Consider the following 4,292-nt stretch of genomic DNA (forward strand, 5'->3'; position numbering starts at 1 on the left):
GCAGTAGCTTCTTCACCAACTACGGCTACGATAAGCTTCGTTTGAGCCAGATTCAGACGAATGGCGCACAGACACGCAACACTGCCAAAGCGAATAATGTGAACTACGAATACACGCCACTCGGGATGGTACAAGCGATCACGTTCCCGACGTTAGCCGATGGTAGTGTACTCAAAGAAAGCTTTACTTATGATGCCCTCAACCGTTTGAGTCAGATGAACAATACCAAAGGCAGTAGCACGCTTTCGGCGTACAGTTACACATATGACAACAACGGCAATATCCTTACGGTAAGTGAAAGTCTAAACGGTGGCGAAGCCAAAACATCCACCTACACGTACGACAAGCTCAACCGCCTAGCGACTGTGAAACGAATCGACGGAAGCACCGCCAGCTACACGTACGATCTACGTGGCAATCGGAAAACGCTGAGTGATACGCAGGAAGCATCGGCGACCAAAGAATCTAGTTACAGCTACGATCTGGATAACAAACTGATCGCAGCAACGATCGATGGAACCAAAACAACGATCGACTATTTACCGGACGGACTCCGTTCTCAGAAAACGACAGGCACATCCACGACTCAATACGGCTATAATGGTAGCGGACAAGTGGTATCGGAAAAAGGAAGCAACGGCAACACTTCGACCTATATCCGTGGCGATCGAGTACTGGTGAAAAAAGACCAGACCGCAAGTAAAGACTACTATTACCTGTTCAACGGACATGGTGATGTGGTGCAGATGGTCGATACCAGTGGAACGATTGTAAACAGTTACGGGTATGACGAGTGGGGAAACATTGCCAAGCAACAAGAGACGGTTGCGAATAATTTCAAATATGCAGGCGAAGCGTACGACAGCGAGACGGGACTATATTATTTAAAATCGAGATATTATGACCCAAGTCAAGGAAGATTTTTAAATGAAGATAGTTATGAGGGGAAGATCACAAATCCTTTAAGTTTAAACAACTATACTTATGTTGAAAATAGTCCATTAATGTATATTGATCCTTTAGGATTTGCAGCTAGTTATGTATTCTACACTACTAATCCAGATTCAAATTTTAAAGCGCAAGCAGATTTTCAAAAAGAAAGACTCGAAAAAAATGGGGATACAGTAAATATGATGGAAAGTAACACAATTGCAAAATTTGAAGATGGATGGAACAATATTGGCGTAGTAGATGGAAAACAAGTTGAAGTAAATGAAGTAGTCATTATATCTCACACGCGTGAAAATGTTATTATTTTCCAAGATGGAACAAGCACAAATGCAATGAGCATTAGCGGTAAGAATTCGGCAGGTCAAAAGATTGGGAACTTTAGCCAATTAGAATCTAAAAAAATGACATCATTAACATTTTTAACATGTAATGCAGGTCATTTGGCTGCCTTTTCTACTGGAAATGATAATTTAGCATCATATTTTTTAAAAAATAAAGTAGATGGCAGTATAGTATATGCATATGATGGAAACGTAGTATTTGGTAGTAAATGGACAAGGTGGGCTACAAATGACTTAACGTCTCGTCTTTCTTCAGAACAAGATACACCTTATAGTATCTTAAAAAAATATCATCAGAAGGCTCGAAAACCTTATGGCAAAGTCTCATATCACATAGATGAAAATGGTAAGGTCTTAGCTGGCTTTTAAGGAGTGGTGATTTTGAAGTATAATAAATTATTTATTGTAACTTTAATATGTTTAGTATCCCTTTTTATATATTTTTTATTAGGAAATCAAAAAAGAATAGAGAAGGATTACTTTTTGAAAGCAGGGATAACTTCTTTTTTTTACAAAGATATTCTTTCAAGTAAAGGTAGGCCTTTACTTGAAAAAGAAATAATTGATTCAGAAAATGGTAAAGAGTATGCAAAAGATTTGTTATATCCAGGCTACCGTTTATTCTTTATGAATAAAAATTCTACTAATAATCAAAAAGATTATTTTTTAGCGAATGTAAAAATAACAGATAAAAATTATAGGATTGGAAGTGAAAAAATAGGTATAGGAACCTCAAAATCGCTTGTAGAAAAAGTATATAAGGATAAAAAGAGAATATTAGATATAAATGATGGATTTATAGATGGTGATACATGGATACAATATAAATTTGATAAAAACCAGAATGTTAGTGAAATTAAAATTTATTACGGACCTTAATAAAAAATTCAAAAAGTTTATCTACTTAACATAGATAAACTTTTTGATATAAAAAAATGTCTCTAAATTAAATACTAGGAGAAATCAAATCGAAAAGAATTAATTTTATATAGTGTATACTTCATTTATTTTTATTAAGCGGGTAATGGAACCTTCATTCGTTTTTTTGAACCAAATGACTACATTATATAAACCTGCTATACCTGTCAAAGATGAAAATAAGCAAATCGTACTTGTTAGAAATTATGTTCTTTCTTTTATCTTACTTCAAATTCTTATAATACAAGTTCGTAGTATCTAGCACCAAAAATATTCATTGCTGCTATTAACACAGAATTAGGTTTTGATTTGTGTGTTGGTTAAAGTTAACCACATTAGTAAGTTATAAATATCAGTCGTGTGCTGAATATAATTTAATACGTATACCCTAAGTTGGATCTTGAGGATAAAAATTCCTCAAGGTCTTTATTTCACCCAACCAGTGTTAAATGAATTAGGTGAATTCGTTCAAGATAATCTAACTTTCATCATTATCGCAGATATTCTATTTTTTTCTATAAGTTTGGATATACTGTATGCGTCATCAGAACGTCAAAGAAGGAATTTCATACATTTTACAATCATTAGAGTTATGTTTAGTGTTGAATGATAAAGAAGGAATACTTAGTGGTTTTTCTTGTATTAAACCACATAGCTCCTTCCTAAGCAAAAATCAGGAAATTCGGCTCAAAAAATTAAGTCAGGAGGTTAAGAAAAATGAAAAAACAATGGTTATCTGGGCTTCGTATCTTCTTTTAGTTAGTCCAGTTGTGTTGCAAGTATTAGAAGTTATAAAGCCATTAATTCATAGAACGGATTACTAAATGGTATAAGGCTCTCTTAGTTTAGTTAAGTGGGTTTTTATTCTAATTATTTTTATCTAAATTACATAAATTTTTTAATATAGTGAATCTACTGGTCAATACACCAACACGGCTACAGGAGCGATAACCGTACTGAGCCGTCAATCATCATACTATGATGGATTTGGCTTTTTGCGAGTGGATGAGACGTACAACGAAAGTAACGGCTGGACGCGTTCCCAGTATCATCCTGACGATCAAGGACGCGCCATTTATGCGATCGATCCACTAGGAAATACGCAGACCGCTAGTTATGACGCATGGGGACAACAAATGGAAGCGACCGATCCATATGGTAACCTGTATATTACAGCCAACCATATGACCCAGCGGAAAAATAATCATTTTGCGATTGCCGCCGCAGATGTGTCCGCTTACCGTGCGAATGCAGATAACCGTAGTATTCGCCTGAATGCAGTGGAACAATCTTATGACGTCTACGGCAATCTAGCGACAACGACTGCGTTCAAAGACGGCGCTTCTCAAAGCCAACCGATTCAAGAAAGCTATACCTATGATCTACAAGGTAATATCCTAAGCTACATCGATCCGAACCAGAGCAAAAACAGCAACGGAGTCACCAGCAACTATACCTACGATGCTCTGAACCGACTCACTGCGGTGCAAGATGGGATCGACCAGACCACTCGCTATGCGTACGACGGCACAGGCGGTCTAACGAAGATTACTGTGAACGATTCTACTGGCACAAGCGAAACGTTATACACCAAAGCGTACAACGAAGCCGGACAACTGACCGACAAAACCGATACGTCAGGCAAAAACACAGCGAATAGCTACAGCTCTCGCGGTTTGGTCGAAGAAATGCGAGATCGCAATGGAACGATTACCAACTACCAATACGACGAGCGAGGTCAACGTACCGTAGCGACCTTAGTTGCAACTAACGGCAACACCTTACAAACCAAAACCATTTTCGGTAGTGGCGGTAATATCTTAACCGATCGACACGAACTGTATCTGAACGGCACCAAGACTGCGACACAGACCAGTACGATCGACAAACAAGATCGGATCACCAGCCTCACTTCGACTGGAACGAATCAATACAGTTCCCGCCTGGATGTGGCTTACGATACGCTTGACCGGATCACCAATCAAAAGAATAGCTTGTCAGGCAGTAGCTTCTTCACCAACTACGGCTACGATAAGCTTCGTTTGAGCCAGATTCAGACGAATGGCGCACAGACACGCAACA

3 protein-coding genes and 1 pseudogene are annotated in these 4,292 nt (G+C 38.0%); all 4 read left to right on the top strand.

From position 1 onward, the window contains the following. Window positions 1-1,661 (top strand): RHS repeat domain-containing protein (locus tag ACFSGI_RS03110; protein ID WP_379282411.1); only part of this gene is annotated, 1,661 nt, incomplete at its 5' end. Window positions 1,662-1,673: 12 nt separating this feature from the next. Then, window positions 1,674-2,171 carry a hypothetical protein gene (locus tag ACFSGI_RS03115; RefSeq protein ID WP_204827365.1) on the top strand — a complete coding sequence of 166 codons (498 nt, stop codon included), beginning with the start codon at window positions 1,674-1,676 and terminating at the stop codon, window positions 2,169-2,171. 575 nt (window positions 2,172-2,746) lie between these two features. Then, on the top strand, window positions 2,747-3,034 hold the full coding sequence (locus ACFSGI_RS03120) for a hypothetical protein (RefSeq protein WP_204827364.1): 288 nt from the start codon (window positions 2,747-2,749) through the stop codon (window positions 3,032-3,034). Between the two features lie 171 nt (window positions 3,035-3,205). Continuing rightward, window positions 3,206-4,292 (top strand): annotated as a pseudogene (locus ACFSGI_RS03125) (hypothetical protein); the annotation flags it as partial.

Origin of the sequence: Paenibacillus nicotianae (genome assembly GCF_042681745.1) — a bacterium.
In the GTDB taxonomy this organism is placed as follows: domain Bacteria; phylum Bacillota; class Bacilli; order Paenibacillales; family Paenibacillaceae; genus Saccharibacillus; species Saccharibacillus nicotianae.